The organism is Cupriavidus sp. (assembly GCF_057315035.1).
The window spans coordinates 88,100-110,194 of sequence record NZ_DBHKYV010000002.1; the positions used below are offsets into that span (position 1 = coordinate 88,100).

Consider the following 22,095-nt stretch of genomic DNA (forward strand, 5'->3'; position numbering starts at 1 on the left):
TCATGATCCGATGGGCGAAGGGTGGGGAGGCAGATTCAGTGCGGATGCGACGCCTTGCGTCGCGGCGTCAACGGCGCCTGCGATGTATCCAGGGAAGTTGGGTGACCACTCGCTGGCAACGCCGGTCATGCGGCCCTTCCATGGATAGGCGGACGCGGTGGCTGCGGGCGCCATGGTGTGATGTTGCAATCCCGCATCCAGATCTGACGCAGTTGCAGTCAAGGGGTCGGTCGCCCAGTCCTTGATGAAGTCTTGTCGGGGCGCCGCAGCTTGCGGCCCGAATAGCCGGGCAAGCTGGGTCCGGCAGTGGGTGCGAAGGATTTCGTGAGAGATGCCCTGGCGCACGCGTGCCGGCACGCCGAAGAAACCAAATAGCGCGGCGGTGCCGCCCGGCGTGCCCGCATCGTGAATTTCGGCCAGGGGACCCGCCGCGCTGCGCGCTTCGCCGGACAGCCCTTCGGCTCGCCAGAATGGTTTGTCGTAGACCGCGACGTACTTCGCATGGTTGGCCATCCACGTGGGCGTGGCTTGCCATTGCCGTTGAAGTCTGGCGGGCAGCGCCGGCGAGAAGTCGATCGACTCGCTGGCCAGGCGGGGTGGCACGGCCAGCAGCAGATGCTGTCCCCTGGTGATGGCGTGATTGCCCGATGCGTCGACGCTTTCTACCTCGATGCCCTCGGCGAAAGCGCGAACCTGACGCACACGTTCGCCAGTCATGAGTCGCGATGCGTCGATGTGGTGGCGCAGCGCGTCGATCAGCGCGCCCATCCCGCCCGTCAGCCGCATTGCCGTGGGGGAATCGGGAAAGCCTCGCATGCGCATCGGTGGGATGGTGGGCGCACGTTCTGCCATCATGGCACCCGCGTCGTGCTGCGCAAAACGGTCCAGTTGCAGGGCCGCGATCAGCTTGTCGAGGTCGCGATGATGGGCCGGCCAGAACCACGTCGGGCCTAGGTCGATGCGGTTGGGTGCGCTGATCGGCAAGGGCGACAGGATGCGGCCCCCGAGCGCGTCGCGTGCCTCGATCAGCAGGTAGTCGCCAACCCCATGCTGTTCCAGCAATGCGGCGGCATGGAGACCACTCAGACCGCCGCCGACGATGATGAATCGCGCTTTACGCATGGTATTTCCGTTCGCTTTTGCTATAGAGCGTTGCGCCATCCGTGCCGGTCGCGACCGTACCACGGTCACTCGGGGGGAAGCGCATCCAGGTGCCGCGAGGATGATGGTCGCCTTCGAAAATGGCCTCGCCTTCCAGCACCAGCAACTCGATCCCGCCGTCGATGCGGAGCATGCAGCCAGGCTTCAGGCGCTGCAGCCAGACCCGCTCCACGCCGTTGTCGTATAGCTGGCAGATGTCGCCATCGGCACGGGGTTGCCATCGATGCGGATCGCCTGTGTCGATGCGCACGGTCTGGGCGTCATGTGAAGTCATCTGGCGAAGCTTCACGAACAAGATGGCGCCGTCCGGGCTTGCCGGCGCGTGCGAGGAGCCAGGCGGGTTGCGTAGATACCAGCCTGCCGGGTATTGGGCGTGACCCTCGGAGAGCGTGCCGGCAAGCACCAGGATTTCCTCGCCATCCGGATGCAGATGGCGAGGAAAGTGCGAACCCGGCGCATACCTCACGATGCTGGTCGCACGCGCATCTTCGCCGCCCAGCCGGTCCAGCATGACGCGGTGGACCCCGGCCTGGGGCGAGGCAACCCACTGATACTGATGCGGCATGACGATGGCACGCCGCGAGAAATCCGCGTTGACAAGCATGGGAGTCCTTCAGGGATGGCAGGCCGGGTCAGGCGTCCTGCAACTGGACGTGCGTTTCGAGGACGCGTGCCGAATACGTCAACGCGGCCCCGGCGTTGAGGGCGATGGCTACGCTCAGCGCCTCGGAGATCTCCGCAAGCGTCGCGCCATGCTCGACAGCCTTCTTCGTATGCACGGCGATGCAGCCGTCGCAGCGCGTGGTCACTGCTACGGCCAGGGCGATCAGTTCGTGGATCTTCGGTGCCAGGTTGCCGGTCCTGGCCGCGGCGCCATCGATCATGTTGAGGCCTCGCATCACGTCGGGGCTCTGTTTGGCGTAGTCGCCGACGCGGGCCAGCAGTGAACCGCGAAAGGTATTCCAGTCTTGCATCATGTTCGGTTTCTCAGGGTAGGGAGGGGGTGTTCGCGTTCAGTTGCGGCCAGCCATGACGCCGCCGTCGACGTCCCAGATGGCGCCAGTAACCCAGCTCGCCTTGTCGGACAGCAGGAAGGTGACCGCTTCGGCCACATCCTCCGGCGTGCCGACGCGACCGATCGGATGGAAGCTGTTGAAGCCCTGCAGCGCGCCGGCGACTTCTGCCTTGGGAATGAATCCTTCGTAGATCGGCGTCTGCACCACGGCCGGTGACACGGCGTTGACGCGGATGTGCTTCGGTGCCAGTTCCATGGCCAGGTGCTGAGTCAGCGAGTGCAGACCCGCCTTGGCCATGGAATAGGCCGACGACGGCGTGGCGGCGATGGCTTGCCTGGCCCACATCGAGCCGATGTTGACAATGGCGCCGGGACGCCCTGCTTTGATCAGGTTGGCGGCGACGCGTTGCGTGACGAAGAACTGCGCCTTGTTCAGCGCCATGTACTGGTCGTAATCGGATTCCTCGTGCTCCAGGAATGGCTTCGGGAAGAAGACGCCCGCGGCGTTGACCAGCAGATCGATGTCCGCATGCTGCGTGTCGATGGCCTGGAGGAGGCTGGCAAGCCCTTCGCTGCTGGACAGGTCCGCAGCCAGGGCCGAGGCCTGGCCCAGCGCCGCCAGATCCTGGCGGGCCTGGCTGGCCTTGTCGGCACGATTGCCGACGATGACCGTGCTGCCACCCTGGGCCAGTACGTTGCGAGCGATCTGCAGACCCATGCCGCTGGTGCCGCCTACGACCAGTAATTTCCGGCCTGCGAATTGGTTGTTCATGATGAACTCCGTGGTTGGCGGGACACGGGGACGGCGATAGATAAACTATGGAAGTCTCTGTCGCCCACCGGCCCGTCAGTGTGATTACCGCTTGCGAAATGCCAGCGCCTTGATGGGAATTTTTGGATATCTGCACCTGGCTGACAAACGAGATAAACTCTTCCGAATTAAAAGAAAATCTTTAGTGATCCTTATTGATCCTGAGCGATGAAGACGCCAGTCCACCTCAATGCGCTCCGCGCGTTCGAAGCCAGTGCCCGCCACCAGAGCTTTTCGGCGGCGGCAGTCGAACTGCATGTCACACCGGCTGCTGTCGGGCAGCTTGTCCGGACACTGGAGGATTGGCTCGGCATGCCGCTGTTCCATCGGGCGTCCAGTGGACGCATCCGGCTGATTCCCACCGAGGCGGCAGAACGGGCGTTGCCCGATATCCGTGCGGGCTTCGACAGGCTCGTATTGGGCCTGGAGCGTCTGCAGGAGGGCGCCACCAGCGGCGTGCTGACTGTGACCGTCAGCCCTGCTTTTGCCGCCAAATGGCTGTTGCCGCGCGTGGACCGGTTTCAGGCGGCGTGGCCGGACATGGACGTGCGGCTGGAAACGAGCCTCAAGCCCGTGGATTTTGTTGCGCAGGGCATCGATATCGGCGTGCGATATGGCACGGGGGCGTGGCCTGGACTGACGGCAGAGAGGTTGATGGACGAGGAGGTCTATCCTGTTTGCTCGCCCGCACTGCTACGACGGCATGCGGTGAAGCAACCTGCGGACCTGGCGAAAGAGATCCTGATTCACGACCTGTCGATGGAGGGCCATGCAGGCTTTCCGGTGTGGGAGGCATGGCTGCGCAGGGCAAATATCGCGAACGCTGCAATCACGCGAGGCATGAAGATCAACAACTCTGCGGCGGTCTTGCAGGCAGCCGTGGAGGGGCAAGGCATCGCGCTCGCGCGAAGCGTCATGGCACGAGAAGACATCGCAAGCGGACGCCTCGTGCGCTTGTTCCCGGAAATCAGCTTCGCGTCACCGCTTGCGTATTTCATCGTGTACCGGTCCGAGTGTGCGAACCTGCCCAGATTGGTGGCGTTTCGGGACTGGTTGCTCGATGAAGTGGCCAGGGCGCTTCCGGTCACTCTATCGGACGAGAAGGGTTGAAGAGCGGCTGCAGATAACGCCAGATCGAATTCAGCAATTGGCTGGACTTGGCCGGTTTCAGCCATGGGAGCGTCCTGGCATGGACTTGCCAGCGTCAGAGGCAATTACCGACCCCTATGCTCAGGTCACAACCATGCGCAGATGGTCGGTTGCTGACGACGCCGCCCCAAGCATGGCAAGGCTCTGGCAAGGTGAGCAAGCGAGGATCTGGACATAGTTCTAATCTGCGGATGCAGTGGTGGTCCCACCTCGGGAGATCACCATGGACATCGTTCGTCGACAGCCGTCCTATAGTTGAGTTGGGTGTTGATTTTAAGGAGATCTCCGAAACCCCACATCTTTTTACAGTGTTCCTGGTGCGGTATCGGCCAACGCCACTTGAGCAGAAGTGATCAATTCTCCGCGCCAGTAATGTTCTGACGAGGAGCACATCATGTTCCAGCACCTTCTTCTAGCAGTGGACGGCTCGCCCTTAGCGGAATCGGCCTTCGACAAGGCAATCAAGCTTGCCAGCGAGATGAAGGCCAAGGTCACCGCAGTACGTGTTTGCCCGGACTATCACCTGCTTGCTTACCATACAGAAATGTTGACCGATACGCGTGAGTAATACCGGGACGCGGCCGAGGAGAACGCCACCAGGTACTTGACCGAGTTAGGCCGTAAGGCCGATCTCCTTGGCGTGCACTGCCAGCCGATCTACGTGGTGAGCGACCACCCATACGAAGCCATTATCAAGGCTGCGCAAGACAGAGAGTGTGACCTGATCGTGATGGCGTCGCATGGCCGACGTGGTGTACAGGGCGTCCTGCTCGGGAGCGAGACACAAAAAGTCCTGACCCATAGCAGGATCCCTGTGCTGGTGTATCGGTAATATTCGCTGGGACGATGGCGGTGATGGCCGGCAAGCGCCTGGTTGACCCGTGATTTGCTATGCTGCCGTCAGCCGTCAGCCGTCAGCCGCCAGGAGCCCGAGAAGACAATTTCGCTGTGAGCGAACTTTTGTCAGTTGGGTGGGCTAGATCGATTTGCTCGAACCGTCTTTAGGGACGGCTGCGCGCGCATATCTCACGACCGATCACACGGCGCGCGAGGCCGCCACAGCCTTGATTGCAACGAATAGCGTCGGCCTAGCCAAGGTGCGGCGACGCCGAGAATGATCCAGGCCGGGGGCATCCCCCTTGATGTATCGATCCTTGATTTCGCGGAACGTCGCAAGCTGCTTGTCGACATCGACGTGATAGCTGACCAGTTCGACTAGATCCTCAAATCCAAGGCCAGCCGCCTGGAGAATCGCGCCCAACCTCCGGAACGCAAGATCGATTTGTGCAAGTGTCACAGTTATTTGTGTAAGGCGTAGGTAAGCGCTCGTTTCTCCCCACCTTGCGCGCTATGAGTTTGTTCAGGCAGGATGCGGCGGGGCGAAGTTGAACGGCAACAGATCGCTGATGTCAGCGTCTGGCGTTCGCTGTGGCAACTCTGTGAGCACGTGGAGCAGGTAGGCATATGGCTCGACGTCACAGGCGCGGCACGTAAGCATCAGGCTATAGATCATGGCGCTCGCCTGGGCGCCAGCTACAGTGTCTGCGAAGAGCCATGCCTTCCGACCCGTGCAGAATGGTCGGATGTCGCGCTCCACCGCGTTGTTGTCCACTGGAGCCCGTCCATCGCTGACGTAACGGCTCAGATATTCCCATTGATTGCGCGTGTAGACGATCGCCTTGCCCAGCAGGCTTTCCGGCAGCACCTGCGGCGCCTGCTCATCCAGCCATGCCTTGAAGGCTTTCAGCAACGGTACACTGTGTTGCTGCCGCAGTTGGTACGTGTAGTCCGCGCGCGTTTCCCCTTTGGGCAGATCTTCTTTTGCTAGCGCCTCGACCTGATACAGCGCCTTGAAGTACTCGAGCGCCTTTGTTATGCGAGCGCTGGGCTTCTTCTGGCCCTTTTGCGCATCGACGAACATCCGTCTGGAATGAGCAAGGCAACCGAAGTGCGTGACGCCTTCGAGGGTGCGCCAGGCACTGTAGCCATCGGTCATCAGCATGCCGTCGTAGCCGGCGAGGAACGCCTGCGGATACTCCTGTCCACGCCCCGGTTGGTAGTCGAACAGCACCACCGATTGCTCACAGTCCTCCGCGCTGCGGTAAACCCACATATACGATTTGCTCTGCGCGGTCTTGCCTTCTTCCTTGAGCACCTGCACCGTCGTCTCATCGGCATGGATCAGCGGCTGCGACAGTAGCGTGCGGCGTAGTGCCTCGTACACGCGGCCGTAGTGCAATTGCGCCGGGCGGATGATCCAGTTCGCCAGTGTTCCACGGCCAACCGTAATCCCAGCGCGCCCCAACGCATCTTCCATGCGGTAAAGCGGCGTGCCATCAACGTACTTGCCGACCGCCACCGTAGCCAGCATTGCCGGACTTGCGCTGCTGCCGGGCAATGGCTGCGCTGGCATCGACGCGGTCAACATCGGTGTTCGCTCGGCATTGCGATCGCAGTGCCGCCAGGCGTATTTGAAGCGCACGTGCTGCAGTACCGAGACCTTGGCTTCGATGTGCAACTGCTCGCTGACGTCCTCGCCCATGCGGTGCATCGAGCCTTGGCAGCATGGGCAGATCTTCTGGTCTTCCGTCAGGTCGTACTCGATGCGCTGGCGCGGCAGCTCTGCCGGCAGCGGCTTGCGTCCGCGTTTGCCGCCTGCAGGCCTATCCGGCTGCGGCAGTCCGGTGTCAGGAAGCCCGAACGCGTCTTCCTCGTCGTCGGGCAGGGCCGTGGCAGCCATCTGCTCAGCTTCATCGAACACGCGGTCCTTGGACTTCTCGCTGCTCGGTGCAAAGCGTTTGGACTGTGCGAGGCGGAACTGCTCTTCGAGGAGCCTGATGCGATCGGTCAGCTCGGCGATGTGCGCGGCGTTGGTGGCAGCCCGCGCTTCGAGTTCGCGGATATAGGCCTGGGCGGCCGGCGGCAATTGCGAGAAGTCGTGTTCATCCATGCTGAACACGATAGTGCAGCGACCGCGTAGATGGGTATACGTCACCCCGCAGGACCATCAAGCCGTGTGCTGATATTGGCGTGACGGGTGGCGCTGCACGGCGTCCACATCGATACCGTCCAGCAGCCAGTGCAACTGCTCGGTCGTCAGTTCGACCACCGCCTGCTGACGCCGTGGCCATGCGAAGCGGTCTTCCTCCAGGCGCTTGAGCAGCAACCAGAATCCATTGCGGTCCCACAGCAGCAGCTTGACGCGGTTGCGCCGGCGGTTATGGAAGGCATAGACGGCCCGGGCAAAGGGATCAAGCTGCATCGACTGCTCGACCAGTGCAACCAGACCATTGATCCCGAGGCGGAAGTCCACGGCGTTGCGGTGAAGGTAGACCCGCACGTCGGAGCCGAATCGGAACATCAGCGCGCTCCCAACGCTTCGATCATCGCCGTCACCAACGCAACGTCCTGCCCGCCGCATTCAAGTTCCACCGTCACGCCATTGGGCAGGCGCGCCTTCAGTAACGCGGAGATAGGAGATGGGCGCTGCGCTGGCTGCGTGCGAACTGGCACCTCGGCCGGCGGGCGTCCCCGCACCGCCGGCGATCCCGTGACCTGCATCACATTGCTCACTTCGACGACCGGCACGAACGCCGGCAACGTAGACCCGGTGGCCGCGGCGGCTTCCTTTGCCACCTGGTGCAGTCGGATCCACTTGCGCAACTGGTTCGTATTGATACCGAGCTTGAGCGCCATCCCGGAGACCGATACCCCAGGCTGCAGGCATGTCTCGACTATTCGGCGCTTGTCCGACCGGTCAAAGTCCCGCTTCCCGTTGGAGCGAACACGGATCACCCTCAGCGGCAGAACGTCAAACTCGGCTTCCATCATGATTGCGTCCGCAAAGAGTGGTTGCGGACGCAAGCCTGCCCACTCTCAGCCGCAAATGCTAGGTGGGTTCAATTGCGCGCTTACAGGCGTAGAGGCTTTTAGTGCGGCAGCGGGGAAAATGTTCAGTGGAAATCCACTAGCGGTAGACCAGCACCGGAATCTTGGTGTGTGTCAGCACCCTCTGCGTCTCGCTGCCGATCAGCAGCGCCTGCAACCCGCGCCGCCCGTGCGATGCCATCACGATTAAGTCGCATTTCCTCGCCTCCGCCTCGTCCAGGATGGCCTGAAAGATATGGTCGCCGGTGACGCAGGCAGTATCGCAGGTTACGCCTGCCGCGGCGGCGTCCTTCGCGATCGTCGCGAGGTACTCTTCCGCCTGCCGGTATGCTTCGCGCATGTAGCGTTCCCGGGTTTCCTGCAACAAGCCGGTCTGCAGGCGCATTACGTCATAGTGTGCGACGACCTGCATGGCTGTGATGCTAGCCCGCAGTGGCCGTGCCAGTTCAATGGCCTTGCGGTAGGCCGTATCGGACAAGGTTGAGCCGTCGATGGCCACGAGCATATGCTTGAACATTTTTATCTCCTTGCGGCGGTGCCCGAACGCTTAGGCATGTCAGGCCCCGAGAAACAGCCGGCCGACCTCGGGGTCATGGCTCAGGTCGGCGCCGATGCCGGCCATGGCGAGTTGCCCGGCCACCAGTACGTAGCCAAGGTCGGCAAAAGCGAGCCCCTTGCGGGCGTTCTGTTCGACCAGGATGATTGTCTTGCCTTCCTCTTGCTGCAGTTGCCTCAGCAGTGCGAACACTATCTCGACGTAGCGCGGCTCAAGCCCGATCGAGGGTTCGTCCACCAGCAGCACGGTGGATCCCATCATCAGCGCACGCGAGATCTCCAGCAGCCTGCGCTCTCCACCGGAGAGCACACTGGCGCGCTCACCACGGCGCTGCGCCAGCGCGCCGTGGCGCTGGAAGATGCGCTCTGCCGCCGCTGCGGCATCATGTCGGTCGCGCATCAGGTACCCGCCCATCAGCAGGTTTTCCTCGACCGTCATGTCGGGAAAGATCGAGCTTTCCTGCAACACATAAGCCACGCCCGCGTGCCGCAGCTTTTGCTCGGCGCGCAGGTGAGTGACCGGCTTGCCGCCCACGCTGATCGTGCCCGCCATGACCCGGGCCAGGCCGTAGATGGCGCGCAGCACCGTGGACTTGCCTGCGCCATTCGGGCCGATCAGGCAGAGCGAGCTGCCGCGTGCCACGCGCAGGCTGAAGCCGTGCAGGATTTCCATGCCGCCGTAGCCGGCCACGAGGTCGTCGACCGCGACCATCGGCGCGCCGCCGGCCAACTGATCGAGCTGCGCGATGGTCGGCCGTGGCCGCGCCAGGACGGTGGCAAGTGTGGCGCCCGCCGCAAGCGCTGGCGGCCGCGCCATTGGCGGCGCCGTGTCGTGCATCGCGTTCACGGTTGTGCTCCCAGGTAAGCCTCGATCACCGCGCGGTCGGCGGCGATCCGCGCCGGCGGGCCCTGTGCCAGCACCGCACCCTGTGCAAGACAATAGACGTGGCCCGCCAGCTGCATCACGACCCGCGTGTTGTGCTCGATCACCAGCAGCGTGATGCCGAGCCGCGCATTGATGTCCCGCAGCAGCGCGATCAGGCTCTCGATCATCACTGGGTTCACGCCAGCGGTCGGTTCGTCGAGCAGCAGCAGCTTCGGTTCGTTCATCAGGGCCATACCGATCTCGAGCAGCTTCTGCTGGCCGAACGACAGGTCGGCGGCGCGTTGTTCCAAATGATCCTGCAGATCGACAAGGCGTAGGACCTCGCGGGCCCGGTCCGTCACCGACCGCGGCTGGCGCGTGCACATCGTGGCGAGGCCTTCGTGCACGTAAGGCACGCTGACCAGCAGGTTCTGCAGGCAGCTCATCTTGCCGAATACCCGGGTCTGCTGGAAAGTGCGCACCAGCCCCAGGCGCGCAATCTCCGGCACGCGCATCCGCGAGATTTCGCGCCCGTCAAAGGTGATCGAACCTGCGTCGATGGGGTGGTAGCCAACGATGGAATTGAATAGGGTGGTCTTGCCGGAGCCGTTCGGCCCGATCAGGCCGACAATGCCGCCGTGTGGCACGGACAAGGAGATGTCATGGTTGGCCACGACTCCGCCGAAGCGCTTGGTGACGCCGTGCAGTGCAAGCAGGTCGGTCATGGCATGGCACTCCCCATGACGCCGCGGCGGTTGGCCCGGGTCTCGCGCAGCCAGCCCATGACGCCAGTCGGGAACAGCACCACGATCAGCACGATCAGCACCCCTAGCGCCACGCGCTGCCAGTTCAGCAGGTACGTCCAGAACAGTTCCTGTGTTAGGTGGAACAGTACCGCGCCGATCACCGGTCCCCACAACGTGCCCTTACCGCCCAGGATTGCCATCACCACCATCCAGATCCCGAACGTGGCGCTGGCGAACGCCAGCTCGCGCGGATCGATGAAGCCCACCAGGTTCCCAGTCAGCGCACCTGCAATGCCTAGGAAGAGGGCGCAGACGCACCAGGCCAGGATCTTGTACCGCGTGGTATGCAGTCCGAGCGCGTCCGCCTTGTCTTCGTCGTCACGGATGGCGTTGAGCGCCAGCCCGAACGGACGCGTGTAGAGCCAGCGCAGCACCAGCAGGGTGATGGAGGCCAGCACCAGCATCGTGTAGTAGTAGAACGGCTCGCGGCTACCGGCCGCGCCTGGGAACAAGGGTAGCGTCATGCCTGATCCCGCGCCGATGAAATCCCAGCCTGCGGCGGCATCGGCAAAGGCAATGCCCAAACCCAGGGTTCCGATGGCGAAATAGTGTCCGCGCAGGGCCAGTATCGCAGGCCCCAGCAAGAGCGCGACCGTGATCGCCGCCAGCGCCGCCAGTCCAATGCCCGCCGCCAGTCCGGAGAAGTATCCCAGTCCGAGGTCGCGTTGTGCCACTGCACAGACATAGGCGCCTACGCCGAAGAAGACGATGTTGCCAAACGAGTTGTAGCCCAGCTGCCCGCCCATCACGTCCCACGTCAGCGCAAACAGCACCATCAGCCAGAGGAAGGTGAGCTGCGTGGTTATGCCGGTGAGCAGCCAAGGCGCCGCGATCGCACCGATAAAGCCGACGCGCAGGACAAGCCAGGCGGCCAGGGGGACCGTGGTCGCCGGGACATCCGATTCGAGCCGGCGTGTGCCGCGCGGGAGCAGACTCATCGCAGATAGCCTCGACGCCGACGCAGCATCAGGTTCCGGCTGACCAGGATCGCTACCAGCAGGGCATACAGAAAAGCGGTCTGGTACTCGCTGCCGAGCAGGAAGCCCGCGTAGTTCTCCGCGATGCCAAGCCCACCGGCAGCGCTGAGGACCGGTAGCATGCTGCCCAGGCCGGCAACGACCACGATCATGAAGGCGCGCACGGTGTATGGCAGGCCCAGGTACGGATGGACAACCCAGGTCATTGCAACCAGCCCGCCGGCCGCGCCGCAGATGGCGGCATTCAGGGAGAAGGTGGTGGCGTAAATGCGATCTGTGTCCACGCCAAGCACGCGCGCGGCGCGTGCGTTCTGCGCGGTGGCGCGGATTGCCTGGCCGTGGCGGGAGCGCCGCAGGAACAGCATCAACGCGGCGCCCAGCGCGAGCGCCGCGGCAAACGCGGCCAGCTTTACCTTTGGCACCACCAGTCCACCGGGCAGGAACAGGCTGCCGAAGCCCGCGTCGAGCGTGCGCACGTTCGCACCAAAGGCTATGTTGGCAAGCTGCTGCAGCACGATGCTCAGGCCAAAGGTGGCCAACACCGAGACAAAGAGATCGCGCTCGACTAGCCGAAAGATGACGATGCGATAGAGCCCCCAGCCCACGCCATACATCGCCGCCGCGGCAAGCAGTACCGCCAGCGGCGCGGGCACGCCCCGGCCGACGAGCCAGATCACCGTATAGCCGCCCAGCATCACCAGCTCGCCCTGTGCCACGTTGATGAGGTTCATCACGCCCCAGACCAAGGCCATGCCATAGGCCGCCAGTGCGAAGATCGCGCCGGCCAGCAGCCCATCCACCACGAGCTGTGCATTCAGCTCCGGGCTTTGGAATAGCAGCGTCAGGTCGGTCATTGTCATCAGGCCGCCACGCAGCGGCTCACTACTTGCGGTCTGCCCAGGGCGGCGCCGGAAAGATGACCTTCGACGACGCCCACTTTCCCGGCGCGACCACCTTGAACTTACCGTCCTGCACCTGGTACAGCACCATCGACTTGGCGACGTTCTTGCCGCTCTGGTCGAATTTGAGCGGACCGTAGAACGTCATCAAGTCGGTCCTTGCCACTGCCTCGCGGACCTTCTCGGTATCAAACGAGCCGGCGCGCTCGAAGGCGTCGACGAAGGCCAGCACCGCGGCACTGGACTCGGCCGCCTGGTACGGCGCCTCGTAGCGGTACTCCTTCTCGAAGCGCTGCGCGTACTGGTTGGCCGTGCCGAACCAGCGGTCCTCGTAACTCAGCGTACGGTCCCATTGCGAGCCGCACACCGCATACTCTGATGCCTTGCCGAACTTCTCGATGATCTGCGCGGAATCGCAGTGGGTCAGCGCCAGCATCGGCACGTCAATGCGCATCTCGGACACCTGCCGCACCGCCAGCGTTGCACCCTTTTCATGGCCTGACACCACCAGGATGTCAGGCTTGAGCGCCTTCACCTTGGCCAGCGTGACCGCCATGTCGTTCAGTTCGGGCGGCAGCTTCTCGTCGATCACCACCTGCATGCCCAGGCGCCTGGCATCCTCGGCCACGCCATCGTGCACGTCCTGCGAGAAGTTGTCATTCTCGATGGCGATGGCTACCTTCAGGTTCTTCGGGGACTTGCCGGCGCGTTGTGCTTCTTCTGCCGCGAGGTTGATGGCTGCCCGCAGGTAGTAGTCAGAGGTATTGAGCACCGCGAACATATAGCGATAGCCCTGCGTGAACAGGTTTCGGTCCGCGCCGTTGCCCTCGACCATCGGAATCTTGTACTTCTCCGTGACCGGGGCGATGGCCTTGGTCAGTCCGGAACTGTAGGGCCCCAGCACGAACTTCACGCCGTCCTGGCTGATCAGTCGCTCGGCCAGTTGTGCACCCCGTGCCGAGGTCGATTCGTCGTCGTAATAAAGGACCTTCAACTGGTAGGCCTTGCCGCCGACCTTGACCCCGCCCATCTCGTTGATGCGCTTCACGGCAAGGTTGTAGCCGTCCTGCGTGTTCTTGCCGTTGGTGGAATACTTGCCCGTCAGCGAGACGGCTGCACCGAGGATGATGGTGTCGCCCTCCACCTTGGCGGTAGCAGGGACCGAGACAGCCAGCCCGAGGCCGGCGAGGCTGCACACGATGGTGCGGCGCAAACTGATAACGGACCTGGCACTGACCGGCAAACTTTGTGTGGACGCGCGCGACATACCACCTCCTCACGCACTCTCTCTTTCTCCAAGGTATGACTCATTTCTGAATAAGGAAGTGCCCAATGTACTGATTTCGGCACTTCATGAGGTGTTTCTGGATTCCCTATTTACGAAATGAGGCCTACGCTTGAGTTGATCAGGTAGATCGTTGCTCGACCGGGGTGGGAGCCGACCGCTTTCTCGCAAGGAGATGGCCATGGCGAAGACAATACATCCTGGCGGAGCCGACATGGCAGTCGCCACCGGTACGGATACGCGTGCCAACACCAGCAGACGCAGATTTATCCAGGCCACTGGCGCCGTCGGGCTTGCTGCCGGGCTCGGACCGTTCGTAATCTCGCGCCACGCCCACGCGGCCAGGCACACGCTGAAGATCCTGCAGTGGAACCACTTCGTGCCTGGCTACGACAAGTGGTTCGACGACACCTATGTGAAAGAGTGGGGTCAGAAGAACGATACCGAGGTGGTGGTGGACCACGTCGGCATTCCCGCGCTGGCCACACGCGCTGCGGCCGAAGTATCGGCGCAGAAGGGGCATGACCTGTTCATGTTCCTGTCGCCGCCGCCGGTGTATGAGGAACAGGTGATCGACCATCGCGAAATCTACGAGGAATGCCAGCGCAAGCATGGCAAGCCCGTGGAGCTTGCGATCAAGAGCACCTACAACCCGAAGACGAAGAAGTACTTCGCTTTCTCCGACAGCTTCGTGCCGGACCCGATCAACTACCGCAATGACCTCTGGGAGGAAGCCGGCATGAAGCCTCCCGACACCTGGCTGGATATCCTGGCCGCCGGGCGCAAGATCAAGGCCAGCCGCGGTATCCCTATTGGGGTCGGGCTGTCTGCGGAGCTCGACACCGCAATGGCGATGCGCACTATCCTGTATGCCTTCGGCGGCTCGGTCCAGGATGACCGGAACGCCGTAGTGTTGAACTCGAAGAACACCCTGGAAGCGGCAAAGTTCGTCAAGGCGCTGTACCAGGAGGCGATGACACCGGAAGTGCTGGCATGGGACCCGTCGTCCAACAACCGCGCGATGCTGGCCGGCAAGATCTCGCTGTGCCTGAACGCCATCTCCATCACCCGAGAGGCCGAGAACAAGAAGCTGCCGATCGGGCGCGACATCTGGCTCACGCAGGCCTTGCAGGGGCCGGCGCGGCGCATCGCACTGGAACACGTGATGGACTGCTATGTGATCTGGAAGTTCGCCGAGAACATTGCTGGCGCGAAGCGGTTTCTGGCCGACTATATCGACAACTTCCGGCAGGGCTTCCTGGGCAGCGAGTTCTACAACTTCCCGTGCTTCCTCAGCACCGTGCCCGACCTGCAGAAGTTGATCGCCGACGACCAGAAGGCTGCGCCGCAAAACAAATACAAGGTGCTGGGCACGCTGATGAACCAGGCGACCAATGTCGGCTACCCCGGCTACGCCAACGCGGCGATTGACGAGATCTTCAATACCTGGGTCCTCAACACCATGTTCGCCAAGGCGGCCACAGGCGACGAGACCCCGGAAAATGCCGTCCGCATTGCCGACGCCACCTGCAAGCGCATCTTCGCCAAGTGGCGCGAGAAGGGCATGGTGTAGCGCAACCGTGACTGTAAATGGCTTCCGTGGAAGTTCGCTCGCTCACCAAGCATTTCGATGGCGCCAATGCCGTGAATAACGTCGACCTAGGTGCCCGCGATGCCGAATTCCTGGTCTTGCTGGGACCATCCGGCTCCGGCAAGACCACGCTCCTGCGCCTGATCGCGGGGCTCGAGGCGCCGAGCAGCGGCGACGTTCTAGTGGATGGCCGGGTGATCACAGCGCTGCCGCCACGGCTGCGGAATATGGCGATGGTGTTCCAGAGCTACGCGCTGTACCCGCACCTGAACGTGTTCGATAACATCGCCTTCCCGCTGCGGGCCAGGCATCTGCAGCGCGAGGCCGTGGGAAGCAAGGTGGACTGGGCCGCGCAGTTGTTCGGCATCGGCCACCTGTTGCAGCGCAAGCCGCGCCAGCTGTCCGGTGGGGAGCGCCAGCGGGTGGCGCTGGCGCGTGCGGTCGTGCGCGAGCCGTTGGCGTTCCTGCTCGACGAACCTTTGTCGAATCTTGACGCCAAGCTGCGCACTTCGGCGCGCGACGAACTGCAGCGCTTCCAGCGCCGGCTGGCGATCACCACCATTTACGTCACGCACGACCAGATTGAGGCGCTGGGCCTGGGCGACCGCATCGCCATTCTCGACCACGGCACGGTCCACCAGATCGGCACGCCGCGAGATGTCTACGAGCATCCCGCCGATCTCTTTGTCGCCACCTTCATCGGCTCTCCACCAATGAACCTGGTTGAAGCCGACGGTGTCGTCACCGGCTTTAGGCCAGAGCATTTCCTGCCGCAGGAGGCCTATCCCGGAGAGGGGGCGCTGCGAAGCTTCGCGGTGGACGTGACGCGCATTGAGAACCTGGGTTCGGACCGCCTCGTATACGGCAGGCTGGAGCCGCCGATGCCGCAGGCCAGCGTGGTCTCGCGAATTCCCTGCACGGTGACGGCGCCGATCGAGGCCGGGGGCGGACACCGCTTCGCGGTGCGCGAGCGCGACCTGCGTCGCTTCGATGCCAGATCCGGGGCCAGCCTCGGAGGCTCGCCGTGAAGCGACTCCACGTCGCCACCGGGCAGCCCGCGCCTGTGCTGGCGCAGCATCCCGTGCCGCGCCTGACTGACGACGACCGCTGGCTCGGTCGCGCCATGCTCGCACCGGCGGTGGTCTACATCGTGCTACTGGTGGGCTTTCCGTTCCTGCTGTCGATCTACTACAGCCTGACGGATGTCACGGTGGGCAGCCACGCGCTGAACTTCGTCGGCCTGCGGAACTTCCGGCGCGTGATCGAGAGCGACACGTTTTGGCGCTCGCTGGGCAACGCGCTCGTGTTCACGCTGCTGTCGCAGGTGCTGGTGGTGGTGCTGGCCAAGATGCTGGCCATGGCCTTGTACAGCGACTTCCGCGGCAAATGGCTGGTGCGTCTGCTGATCCTGCTGCCGTGGGTGGCGCCGATCTCGCTCGGCACCATCGGCTGGCTGTGGATCTTCGATCCGGTCTACAGCATTATCAACTGGACCCTGCGCGCGGTGGGGATGCTCGGACCGCATGAATGGCCGGTGTGGCTCGGCCAGCCGGACCTGGCGATGGCATCGGTCATCGTGGTGGACGTGTGGCGGCTGCTGCCGCTGGCCACGGTGATTATCCTCGCCGGCCTGAGCGGCATCCCGCAGGACATCCACGATGCCGCCGAGATGGACGGCGCCGGCTTCTGGCGCCACCTGTTCCTCATCAATATTCCGCTGGTGATGCCCATCATGCTGGTGGCGCTGTTGTTCGGCATCGTGTTCACCTTCACCGACATGATCATCATCTACGTGCTGACCCGCGGCGGGCCGTACGACACCACGCAGGTACTTGCCAGCCTGGCCTTCTTCACCGGCATACCGGGCGGCGACCTGGCCGAGGGCGCGGCGATCTCGCTGTTCCTGTTCCCGGTGCTGGTGGCGGTCGTGATCGTGCTGCTGTCCGTGGCGCGCCGCACGGAGGTGACCTGAAATGCGTCCCGCTGCCATCACTTACCAGCGCTGGGCCGCGCGCGGCGTTCATTTCGGCATCGTCGCCGCATTCGTGGCGTTCTGCGCGTTTCCGTTCTACTGGATGCTGATCACCACCTTCAAGGATGTGCACGACCTGATCAACACCGCCAACAATCCCTTCCTGTTCAACCTGCCCCCAACGCTGGAGAATCTGCGGGTGCTCTTCGGCGAGACCCGCTATGTACGCTGGTTGCTCAATACGCTGGTGGTGTCGGTCGGCGTGGTGCTGATCACGCTGCTGCTGGCCGTGCCCGCGGGCTACAGCCTTGCGCGACTATCAGGACGCTGGGGTCGGCATTGGGCCATCGGCATCTTCCTGACCTACCTGATCCCGCCCACCATTCTGTTCATCCCATTCTCGCGCATCATCGGCGCGCTGGGCCTGCAGGATTCACTGTGGTCGCTTGTGCTGGTGTACCCCAGCTTCACGGTGCCGTTTTGCAGTTGGCTGATGATGGGGTTTTTCAAGGCGGTGCCGCGCGATATCGAGGAAGCCGCGATGATGGACGGGCTGAGCCGCTTCGGTGCCTTCCTGAAAGTGGTGGTGCCGCTGTCGTCGAGCGGGATCCTCACCGTAGTCATCTTCAGCGCCACGCTGGCAATGCAGGAATTTGTCTATGCGCTGACCTTCATCACCAGTTCGTCGCAGTACACGGTGAGCGTAGGTGTGCCGACCTTTCTGGTTCGGGGCGACGTGTATTTCTGGGGCTCGCTGATGGGCGCGTGCCTGATCGTCAGCGTGCCGGTGGCGGCGCTCTACAACAGCTTCCTTGATCGTTTCGTGGCGGGGTTTACCGTTGGTGCGATCAAGTGATCCAGCACTGGAGGAGCTTGCCGACCACCAGCGCCACCATCGACTGTACGTGACGATGACCTGCACGCATGCGTCATGCTGATCTGCAAGGAATTCATGAACGCGGCGATTGCTACCGCCACAAAGACTGGCCACACGACACGAACCAACTTTCGGGAAATGATCCACAGTACTCGGCCGCCAAATTTGCCGATTGGTGCACCTCATCGAGAGTAGGGCATCGACGGGCCGCCCCTGGCAAGCGCCTAGTCGCCCCCTAGAGATCCGCCGCGCCCGCGCCAACTAGTCGCCCTCTCAGCCGTTTCATTTCTTTGGAAGCGGCGGCCGCATTCACTTGAGCTACTGCCATTTGGCCTGCCAAGCCAGCATGTTCAATGAAAGTGTGAGGCGATAACCTAAATCACATACATATCGAGGTACTCATTGACGGCCATCGCCTCAAGCCTGGCCTGGTCGAGCGATACGGCAAGGATCGCCGCCTGCTGTTTGGGCGGGAAACGGCGCGCCAGGTTGGTCCGGAACTTCTCCACCAGCAACGGGATGCCTTCCGCGCGCCGGCGCTTGTGGCCAATCGGGTACTCGACCAGCATTTCGTCCAGTTCCGTGCCGTCGTCCAGTTCGATCGTCAGGGCATTGACGATCGATCGCTTGTCCGGATCATGGTAGTCGGCGGTAAATGACTTGTCTTCTTTGCAGACGATCCTTGCGCGCAGCGCATCGATACGCGGGTCGGCCGCTACCTTGTCCTCGTAGTCATCGGCGGTCAGGCGGCCGTACAGCAGCGGCACGGCCACCATGTACTGGATGCAGTGGTCCCGATCGGCGGGATTGTTGAGCGGGCCGGTCTTGTCGATGATGCGCAGGCAGGCCTCGTGCGTGCGGATCGTGACCCGTTTGATATCCGCGGCGGTCTTGCCGGCGTCGGCCAGCGTGCCATGCAGCGCCATTGCGGCTTCCACTGCGGTCTGCGCGTGGAACTCGGCCGGGAACGAGATCTTGAACAGCACGTTCTCCATCACGTACGAGCCATATGGGCGCTGGAATCTGAAATGCTCTCCCTTGAACAGTACGTCATAGAAGCCCCACGTCTTCGCCGTCAGCACCGATGGGTAGCCCATCTCGCCGGTGCGCGCGATCAACGCCAGCCGCACCGCGCGGCTGGTGGCATCGCCTGCGGCCCAGCTCTTGCGACTGCCGGCGTTGGGCGCGTGGCGATAGGTGCGCAGGCTCTGGCCGTCGACCCACGCCAACGACACGGCATTGATGATCTCGTCGCGCGTCAGCCCCAGCATCTGCGCGACCACGGCGGTGGAGGCCACCTTGACCAGCACCACGTGGTCGAGGCCGACCTTGTTGAAGGAGTTCTCTAGCGCGATACAGCCCTGGACTTCGTGCGCCTTGATCATGGCCGTGAGCACAGCCTTCATCGTCAGCGGCTTGCGGCCAGCGGCGATGTTGTTGCGCGAAATCCAGTCGGCGGTGGCCAGGATGCCGCCCAGATTGTCAGACGGATGCCCCCATTCGGCCGCCAGCCAGGTATCGTTGAAGTCCAGCCAGCGGATCATCGTGCCGATGTTGAAGGCAGCCTGGACCGGGTCTAGCTGGAACTGGGTGCCCGGCACGCGCGCGCCGTTCGGCACAATCGTGCCTGGCACGATGGGACCCAACAGCTTGGTGCACGCCGGGTAGGACAGGGCTTCGAGCCCGCAACCGAGGGTGTCGATCAGGCAGTTGCGGGCGGTGTCGTAGGTGAGGTCGCTCTTGATCTCGTAGCCGGTCACATAGTCGACGATGTCGACCAGTACCCGGTCCGGATCGGGGCGTTGCGCGGACGGCGTGTCGGTGGACATGGTCAGCCTCGCGGGAGGGGAAGTATCAAAACGCGTCGCTTGGCACGCGCACTCAGCCTTCCATCAGCACGCGTGCGCTTGGTTGGGATGCCGGCGTCGATCATTGTGGCACTCGAATGTGCCGGCGCCCGGATGCTTCCAGCTCGTCGACCACGTTACCGGTCGGGAAATCGCGCCGCTGACGCCTTCTTCCCCTGCGGCCGGGTCCATGAACTCGACCTAACTCGGCGGCCGGGAAGGTGACTGGAATTTTAGGAGATCGTCGCCCGAGAACCCGCATGGGTGCTAGGGGGGGCTATCCCGGTAAACTGCACGGGAATCAAAGGGACCCCAAAGATGCGCGAATTAGCTCGAGCCGTTTGTTGACCCAAGATCTGCCTCGGCGCTTGATGCAGCCATGCGCGACTGGTTGCGCACACTCAGTCGACGATATCCACCCCGACATAGTTGGCGGCATGCAACTTCAGCAGACCGACAAACGCCTGGGCCTGACGGGTTGGCATGTCGAAGCGCGAGCGGACCAGGCTGAGCGTCAGCGGTATATGTTCGCGAAGCGGTCGCACTATCGTGCCCGGCCAACCTGCACGGCCCACCGAGAATTCATCGACGATCGCGATGCCTGTGCCTGCCCGTACCAGCGCACAAGCCAGTTCTGCCCGTTCGATATCCGCCTTGGCCCGCCATTCCACGCCCGCCTGCTCGAAGGCCGCCGACAACAGCTGACCAAACGGGATATGGCGGGCATACAGGACCAGCGGATACGCCGCGGCCTGTGTGAGGGAGACTGCAGCGTGGGCGGTTAGCGGATGGCCCTCCGGCATGATGCAGACCATGCGGCCTTGGGCGAATGGCTCGACCACGAGGTTGGGATGCTCGATCGGCAGCACCGAGACCGCCAGTTCCGCCTTGCGGCCCAGCAGTTCGAGCGCCATATCGGCCAGCAACGTAGTGCGCATCGTCAGCCGGATTTGCGGATGCGCCTCCAGGAACGTGGCCACGACCGGCGGCAGGAAATTGAGGGCAAGGCTTGGGCTGGAGCACAGCTTGAGCGTGCCTTGCGGATTGGTAGCCAGATCCCGCGCAAACTCGTCGATCCGGGAGGCTTCCTCGAACAGCGACCCGACTTCCTCGTACAGCATCTGGGCTTCGGCGGTGGGATGCAGCTTGCCTTTCACCCGTTCGAACAGCTTCAGCCCAAGGCTCTGCTCGGTATAGGCGACCAACCTGCTGACGGCCGGCTGCGAGATGCAGAGCAGGCTGGCCGCACCGTTCATCGAACCCGTCAGCATCACGGCCCGAAACACTTCCATCTGCCGTAGCTTGAATCTCATCGCGCCCCCAACGCACCCTCATCGATAACCGAATGTTATATCCTGCAATCACCCGAGCATACGACAAAGCAGATAAAAACCCATAGCATCTTCCTCATGGAACGGGCTATCCCGGATACAAAAGAGACATACTCTGGAGGAGATGCATGCGTCGCAAAATTGGCTTTGTGGGCCTGGGGATGATGGGGTTGCCGATGTTGGAAAACCTGGCAACGGCCCCAGATCTCGACATTCAGGCATTCGATACCGCGGACGCGGCGTTTACCGCACTGGCCGGACTGCCCGCTTGGGGCGATACGTTGCACCGCGCGACGTCGCTGTCGCAACTGGCAGAGTGCAGTATCGTTGTCACGATGCTGCCCAACAGCCCCATCACCAATCAAGTCATTGCGGGCAATAGCGAGCAGCGCGGACTCGTGGACACTCTGTCGGCCGGCAGCACCATCATCGACATGGGGTCGTCGAATCCGGGCGACACGCGCAAGCTGGCTGACACGCTCGCGGCACGGCAGATTGCCCTGGTCGACGCCCCCGTGTCCGGCGCCGTCGCCAAGGCGCGCGCGGGCACGCTGGCGATCATGGCCGGGGGCGATCCCGCACACGTGGCGGTGGCACGCCCCCTGCTCGAGTACATGGGCGAGACCCTGATCGAAACCGGCGCGGTGGGCTCTGCGCATGCGATGAAGGCGCTCAACAACTATGTCTATGCAGCGGGGTTGCTGGCCGCTTCCGAGGCGATGCTGATTGCGCAACGCATGGACCTGAACGCCGACGTCTTCGCACGCGTTCTGAACGCATCGAGCGGACGCAACGTCGCCACCGAGACCAAGCTCACCCAGTTCATCATCCCGCGCACGTTCAACGCCGGCTTCGCGCTGCGCCTGCAGGCCAAGGACCTGGCCACCGCCGCCGGCTTGCAGGCGTTGGCCGATGTCGATGCGCCCCAGCTGACGCTCTGCGCATCGCTCTGGAGGCAGGCCACCGATACGCTTGACGCGCGTGCCGACAATACCGAGATCATTCGGTATCTGGAAAGCATGCAGGCGGGCACTGTCGCGTCCTGAGCCATATCGATCGCGCGCCC

Annotated in this window: 22 protein-coding genes and 1 pseudogene; 7 read left to right on the forward strand and 16 right to left on the reverse strand. The window is 63.0% G+C overall.

What is annotated here, in order from left to right; translation table 11 throughout:
• From ACO550_RS03910 to ACO550_RS03925, 4 genes are read right to left on the reverse strand one after another with little or no spacing between them, the layout of a single operon-like run.
• On the reverse strand, window positions 1–1,122 hold the full coding sequence (locus tag ACO550_RS03910) for a flavin monoamine oxidase family protein (protein ID WP_315594906.1): 1,122 nt from the start codon (window positions 1,120–1,122) through the stop codon (window positions 1–3).
• The gene (locus ACO550_RS03915; RefSeq protein WP_315594907.1) at window positions 1,115–1,765 is read right to left on the reverse strand and encodes a cupin domain-containing protein; all 651 of its coding nucleotides are present in this window, start codon (window positions 1,763–1,765) and stop codon (window positions 1,115–1,117) included. The genes ACO550_RS03910 and ACO550_RS03915 overlap by 8 nt, the downstream gene beginning before the upstream one ends.
• A 28-nt stretch (window positions 1,766–1,793) precedes the next feature.
• Window positions 1,794–2,138, reverse strand: a complete 345-nt coding sequence (locus ACO550_RS03920) for a carboxymuconolactone decarboxylase family protein (protein WP_315594908.1) — start codon at window positions 2,136–2,138, stop codon at window positions 1,794–1,796.
• A gap of 36 nt (window positions 2,139–2,174) precedes the next feature.
• Window positions 2,175–2,948, reverse strand: coding sequence for an SDR family oxidoreductase (locus ACO550_RS03925; protein WP_315594909.1), 774 nt, complete (start codon window positions 2,946–2,948; stop codon window positions 2,175–2,177).
• 207 nt (window positions 2,949–3,155) lie between these two features.
• Here ACO550_RS03925 and gcvA point away from each other — a divergent pair, with 207 nt between their 5' ends.
• Together gcvA and ACO550_RS03935 are read left to right on the forward strand one after the other, a co-directional pair.
• Window positions 3,156–4,097, forward strand: a complete 942-nt coding sequence (gene gcvA / locus ACO550_RS03930; RefSeq protein WP_315594910.1) for a transcriptional regulator GcvA — start codon at window positions 3,156–3,158, stop codon at window positions 4,095–4,097.
• A 433-nt stretch (window positions 4,098–4,530) separates the two neighbouring features.
• A pseudogene (locus ACO550_RS03935) lies at window positions 4,531–4,968 on the forward strand (universal stress protein).
• Window positions 4,969–5,172: 204 nt separating this feature from the next.
• On the opposite strand, the gene ACO550_RS03940 reads toward ACO550_RS03935, so the two are convergent.
• The 10 genes from ACO550_RS03940 to ACO550_RS03985 all read right to left on the reverse strand — a co-directional run bounded on the left by ACO550_RS03940 (window position 5,173) and on the right by ACO550_RS03985 (window position 13,393).
• Window positions 5,173–5,433, reverse strand: a complete 261-nt coding sequence (locus ACO550_RS03940; protein ID WP_315594911.1) for a Rid family hydrolase — start codon at window positions 5,431–5,433, stop codon at window positions 5,173–5,175.
• A gap of 63 nt (window positions 5,434–5,496) precedes the next feature.
• On the reverse strand, window positions 5,497–7,086 hold the full coding sequence (gene tnpC, locus ACO550_RS03945; protein ID WP_315594912.1) for an IS66 family transposase: 1,590 nt from the start codon (window positions 7,084–7,086) through the stop codon (window positions 5,497–5,499).
• Between the two features lie 57 nt (window positions 7,087–7,143).
• The gene (tnpB, locus tag ACO550_RS03950) at window positions 7,144–7,497 is read right to left on the reverse strand and encodes an IS66 family insertion sequence element accessory protein TnpB (RefSeq protein ID WP_315594913.1); all 354 of its coding nucleotides are present in this window, start codon (window positions 7,495–7,497) and stop codon (window positions 7,144–7,146) included.
• Window positions 7,497–7,967, reverse strand: a complete 471-nt coding sequence (gene tnpA / locus ACO550_RS03955; protein ID WP_315594914.1) for an IS66-like element accessory protein TnpA — start codon at window positions 7,965–7,967, stop codon at window positions 7,497–7,499. The genes tnpB and tnpA overlap by 1 nt, the downstream gene beginning before the upstream one ends.
• Window positions 7,968–8,103: 136 nt before the next feature.
• Window positions 8,104–8,541, reverse strand: coding sequence for a universal stress protein (locus tag ACO550_RS03960; protein ID WP_315594915.1), 438 nt, complete (start codon window positions 8,539–8,541; stop codon window positions 8,104–8,106).
• A gap of 39 nt (window positions 8,542–8,580) precedes the next feature.
• Window positions 8,581–9,417: an ATP-binding cassette domain-containing protein gene (locus ACO550_RS03965; protein ID WP_315594955.1), complete on the reverse strand. Its 837-nt coding sequence runs from the start codon at window positions 9,415–9,417 to the stop codon at window positions 8,581–8,583.
• 5 nt (window positions 9,418–9,422) lie between these two features.
• Entirely contained in the window at window positions 9,423–10,169 is a 747-nt protein-coding gene (locus ACO550_RS03970) for an ATP-binding cassette domain-containing protein (protein ID WP_315594916.1), read from the reverse strand.
• Window positions 10,166–11,188: an ABC transporter permease subunit gene (locus ACO550_RS03975; protein ID WP_315594917.1), complete on the reverse strand. Its 1,023-nt coding sequence runs from the start codon at window positions 11,186–11,188 to the stop codon at window positions 10,166–10,168. The genes ACO550_RS03970 and ACO550_RS03975 overlap by 4 nt, the downstream gene beginning before the upstream one ends.
• Window positions 11,185–12,087, reverse strand: a complete 903-nt coding sequence (locus tag ACO550_RS03980) for an ABC transporter permease subunit (protein ID WP_315594918.1) — start codon at window positions 12,085–12,087, stop codon at window positions 11,185–11,187. The genes ACO550_RS03975 and ACO550_RS03980 overlap by 4 nt, the downstream gene beginning before the upstream one ends.
• A 22-nt stretch (window positions 12,088–12,109) precedes the next feature.
• Window positions 12,110–13,393: an ABC transporter substrate-binding protein gene (locus ACO550_RS03985; protein WP_315594919.1), complete on the reverse strand. Its 1,284-nt coding sequence runs from the start codon at window positions 13,391–13,393 to the stop codon at window positions 12,110–12,112.
• A gap of 199 nt (window positions 13,394–13,592) precedes the next feature.
• Between ACO550_RS03985 and ACO550_RS03990 the strand changes: the two genes are divergently transcribed.
• From ACO550_RS03990 to ACO550_RS04005, 4 genes are read left to right on the forward strand one after another with little or no spacing between them, the layout of a single operon-like run.
• Entirely contained in the window at window positions 13,593–14,984 is a 1,392-nt protein-coding gene (locus ACO550_RS03990) for an ABC transporter substrate-binding protein (RefSeq protein WP_315594920.1), read from the forward strand.
• 17 nt (window positions 14,985–15,001) lie between these two features.
• Window positions 15,002–16,030: an ATP-binding cassette domain-containing protein gene (locus tag ACO550_RS03995; RefSeq protein WP_315594921.1), complete on the forward strand. Its 1,029-nt coding sequence runs from the start codon at window positions 15,002–15,004 to the stop codon at window positions 16,028–16,030.
• Window positions 16,027–16,974: an ABC transporter permease subunit gene (locus ACO550_RS04000; RefSeq protein ID WP_315594922.1), complete on the forward strand. Its 948-nt coding sequence runs from the start codon at window positions 16,027–16,029 to the stop codon at window positions 16,972–16,974. The genes ACO550_RS03995 and ACO550_RS04000 overlap by 4 nt, the downstream gene beginning before the upstream one ends.
• Before the next feature lies 1 nt (window position 16,975).
• Window positions 16,976–17,830, forward strand: a complete 855-nt coding sequence (locus ACO550_RS04005) for an ABC transporter permease subunit (protein ID WP_315594923.1) — start codon at window positions 16,976–16,978, stop codon at window positions 17,828–17,830.
• 395 nt (window positions 17,831–18,225) lie between these two features.
• Here ACO550_RS04005 and ACO550_RS04010 read toward each other — a convergent pair whose 3' ends face one another.
• On the reverse strand, window positions 18,226–19,680 hold the full coding sequence (locus tag ACO550_RS04010) for a bifunctional 2-methylcitrate dehydratase/aconitate hydratase (RefSeq protein WP_315594924.1): 1,455 nt from the start codon (window positions 19,678–19,680) through the stop codon (window positions 18,226–18,228).
• A gap of 419 nt (window positions 19,681–20,099) precedes the next feature.
• Window positions 20,100–21,011 carry a LysR substrate-binding domain-containing protein gene (locus ACO550_RS04015; RefSeq protein WP_315594925.1) on the reverse strand — a complete coding sequence of 304 codons (912 nt, stop codon included), beginning with the start codon at window positions 21,009–21,011 and terminating at the stop codon, window positions 20,100–20,102.
• Between the two features lie 146 nt (window positions 21,012–21,157).
• Here ACO550_RS04015 and ACO550_RS04020 point away from each other — a divergent pair, with 146 nt between their 5' ends.
• Complete coding sequence (locus tag ACO550_RS04020) at window positions 21,158–22,075, forward strand: NAD(P)-binding domain-containing protein (RefSeq protein ID WP_315594926.1); 918 nt, start codon at window positions 21,158–21,160, stop codon at window positions 22,073–22,075.
• The last annotated feature ends 20 nt before the right edge of the window (window positions 22,076–22,095 follow it).